At 46.1% G+C, this 3578-nt stretch carries 3 protein-coding genes; 2 read left to right on the forward strand and 1 reads right to left on the reverse strand.

Translation table 11 applies throughout. The annotated features are described in order from the left end of the window. Positions 1 to 126: 126 nt before the first annotated feature. Together pstA and IQ260_RS28805 are read left to right on the forward strand one after the other, a co-directional pair. Positions 127 to 1005, forward strand: a complete 879-nt coding sequence (gene pstA, locus IQ260_RS28800) for a phosphate ABC transporter permease PstA (RefSeq protein ID WP_193996503.1) — start codon at positions 127 to 129, stop codon at positions 1003 to 1005. A gap of 83 nt (positions 1006 to 1088) precedes the next feature. Beyond that, positions 1089 to 1880 (forward strand): phosphate ABC transporter ATP-binding protein, encoded by a 792-nt coding sequence (locus IQ260_RS28805; RefSeq protein ID WP_228016526.1) that lies wholly within the window; start codon positions 1089 to 1091, stop codon positions 1878 to 1880. Positions 1881 to 2120: 240 nt separating this feature from the next. On the opposite strand, the gene IQ260_RS28810 is transcribed toward IQ260_RS28805, so the two are convergent. Next, on the reverse strand, positions 2121 to 3140 hold the full coding sequence (locus IQ260_RS28810) for a hypothetical protein (protein ID WP_193996505.1): 1020 nt from the start codon (positions 3138 to 3140) through the stop codon (positions 2121 to 2123). Positions 3141 to 3578 lie beyond the last annotated feature (438 nt).

Raw genomic sequence — 3578 nt, forward strand, 5'->3', positions numbered from 1 at the left:
GCATTTGCATTGGATCAGCATCGAGCGGCACTGTTTGTCAGTGGGCTACTGTTGATGGCGATAAGCTTAATTCTAGCCTTGTTAGCTGAGGCAATTGCCGAAGAAGAAATTTATAACTAAAATACTATGCGCCGCCACGCTACCCAGAACTCTAATCAACAACGGCAATCAGCTTATCGTGACCAAATACTAAGCCTTTGCACTTGGCTTATGGCATTAGCCGTTGTCAGCATTGTAGTGTGGATTATTGGAGATATTCTATGGCATGGTCTTGGACAATTATCTTGGATGTTTCTCACAGCTGCACCAGAAGATGTAGGGCGAGCGGGAGGAATTGGCCCTATTGTGATCTCGACCCTACTATTGCTAGGCGTTTGTTTAAGTGTCTCACTGCCCTTGGGACTGAGCACGGCTATTTTACTAGCCGAATTCATAGAACCTAACCATTGGTTTGGTCGGTTAGTGCGCCGCAGTTTAGATATGTTAGCAGGCGTTCCATCTATTGTCTTTGGACTATTTGGCAATGCTTTTTTTTCGGTTCTGTTAGGTATGGGATTTTCGATTTTATCGGGTGGATTAACCTTAGCTTGCATGATCTTGCCTATTCTGATTCGCTCAATTGAGGACGGATTATGTGCGGTACCGAACGAATATCGTTTGGGGGCAGCTTCCCTAGGAATTTCTCGCACAAGTATTCTGATGCAATTGCTATTACCCGCAGCAATGCCAAGTTTAGTAGCAGGCTTGATTTTAGGTATCGGTCGAGCGATTGCCGAAACCGCTGCTCTTATTTACACCAGCGGCTATGTGGATCGAATGCCCGTGTCCCTGTTGAGTTCGGGGCGCGCGCTCTCTCTTCATATCTTTGACTTAAGTATGAATGTACCCGGAGGCGATCGCAATGCCTACACAGCTGCCACAGTTTTAGTGATACTAATCCTGGTGATCAATGGGACAGCCACCTGGATTGGCAATCGGTGGCGAAGCCACAGTATTTACCTTTAAGGCGTTCATCTTAAGTCTTACGCTAATATGTTGCAAAATAATGTTGCAAAATAAGGATGTATAAGCTGTCAACTACAGAACCTATGCGCCAAATCGAACCCGCTATGGCTTCGGCGCATTTAGTTACAGAACGTCTCTGTCTATCATATGGCTCTAAACTCACCTTAGACAATATTACATTTTCCATTCCCAAAGGCCAAATTACGGCTCTCATTGGTCCATCTGGGTGTGGTAAAACTAGCTTTATCAACTGTTTGAATCGCCTTACAGATGTGATCCCAAATTGTCACGTTTCAGGTAAGATTTATCTTGACGATTTAGATATTCTCCACCATAGAACTGATCCTATTGCTCTACGGCGACGGGTGGGGATGGTTTTGCAAAAGCCCAATCCGTTTCCCTTTTCTATCTGGCGAAATATTGCTTTCCCGCTGAGGGAACACGGACTTAAAAATCGTGATGAGATTAATGAGATCGTACATCAGGTGCTCCATAATGTTCATCTTTGGAACGAAGTTAGCGATCGTCTAAAGACATCAGCCATGAGGCTTTCTGGAGGGCAAAAGCAGCGGCTATGTATTGCCCGCACTCTGGCGCTACAGCCTGACATATTGTTGATGGATGAGCCCTGTAGTGCCCTTGATCCTATTTCCAGTGGTGTTGTCGAGGATCTGATTGTCGGCTTGCGGGGAACATATACGGTGGTAATTGTTACCCATAATCTTGCTCAGGCACGACGAATTGCAGACTATGTGGGAGTATTTTGGGTACACTCCGGCCGAGGGCAGTTAATTGAGGCTGGACCCACTGAACAGATTTTTGAAAATCCACAAAATCCCATTACAGCAGACTACGTGAAAGGACAACGCTTCTAAGAGGGGCGATCACAAGGAGCGCTATCGTACCAGGGGATATGGGAACAAAGCAAGGCAAGAAAGGTAAGAAAGGGGAGATGTGAGAATAACTTACCCACAGCCTCACAAATATACCTTGAAATTGATGCTGTCAAACTATATTAAATTAGCAGGTCTTGTTGAGAGACTAAAAAAGAGAGGAATATCATGAGTGAACTAATTTGCGATCGCACACGTTCACGTTCACGTTCACGTTCACGTTCACGTTCCCAATACCGTCGTCAGGCTCTCCATCAGTTTGGGCATCTCCTGATTTAGATTACTCTCTGCCGGAATCCCCAGCAATGCTGTCACAAATTTTGCTTCAGTTTGATTATTAGCGACAGGCCCTGTAATCAAAGTAATGGGTAGCCCTAATCGACCCAACAGTTCTTTCGCGCCCCAGGCAGAGACCGCATCATTGGCAGCAACCACCGTCGCCTTAATATGGTCTTTCAAATCCGGTTCTTTCAACAGGTGCATCACATTATACTCACCTAAAATCCCAGCCCCGAACTCGGCAATAATCACATCGGGCTGACCTCGATTAATCTCAGTGAGTAGCCCCAGGGCCATCTGAGCCACCTGGGTAGGATCACCACATGTGGAGGGTAACCCGCCATCCGCACATTCCAATACCGGGTCTGCACCAAAGTCTTTCAATTTAAAGAGTTCTCCTTGGTAAGCTAGACCCGTGAGCTTGGCATAGGCAACCTTCAGACATTGCGCTTTAAAGTGTGTAACAATTTTTCGACTGACAGTTGTTTTACCCGTATCCATCGCCGTTGCGAGTACGGCAATTAACGGTGCACTGGTGGATAATGCAGCACACCAGGGAATGGCCGCATCACACAGATTGAGGGGAATGCCGTCATGGACCACACTGCCTAGAACTTTGAGGGGTGTGGCCTTACCGTAGGCCGGGTCATGACTGGCAATCTCACCAAAGACCCCTGTGGAACCCAACATGTAAACGATGTCTCCCACCTGTAGCGTTGTGGGAATATCACCGCTCAGTTCCCTTGAGGCCCTGCGCTTGCCTAAAACACCCGGAATAATATCACCCTTTGCTAAGGTGCCAAGACGCCCCCCCAAAAACTCTAGGTGATTTCTAACATTTTGCTCGCTTAGGGATTGAGCAACAATTACATTTCCCTCTCTACAGTCGATAGTTGGACTTACCTCAACATCATAATCAAGGGTCAGTCGTCGAAAAATTGAAGGGATTTTTGTCAGTCTCATGGGCATTTTTCTCATGGAGGTTCTATGAGCGCTCTGCGACCCATATGGCGATTAGATTGTCGTGATCTTTGATTAAAAGCTACCTAACAGGTAGATTATCAGCTGCCTATGGTTGCAATCATGTAAAATCGACAAAAATTTATAGTTAGCTTACTTTTCTAACTTTCCTTGCTTTTAAGTGGATGATCTTAGATCCTGCACCTGGTGAAGAAGCGTCAATTCGCCCTGCACTCAAAGTGACAGGGCTAACAGAGTCAAAACCCACTAAAGGGGGTTGAAGATCGCTGAAAGCTCTAACCACAGAGCCTCACAGTCAAATTGTCCCTTTAGTGGACAACCCTCAATTAGCGTTGGGTTTTGAACCCAACGTGGGTTGACGCTTCTTGACCAACAGAGGTGTAAGATCTTAGTGATCGTAATTACTTTCAAACTGCTGCC

This window comes from Leptolyngbya cf. ectocarpi LEGE 11479 (genome assembly GCF_015207065.1).
Classification (GTDB): domain Bacteria; phylum Cyanobacteriota; class Cyanobacteriia; order Phormidesmidales; family Phormidesmidaceae; genus Leptothoe; species Leptothoe ectocarpi.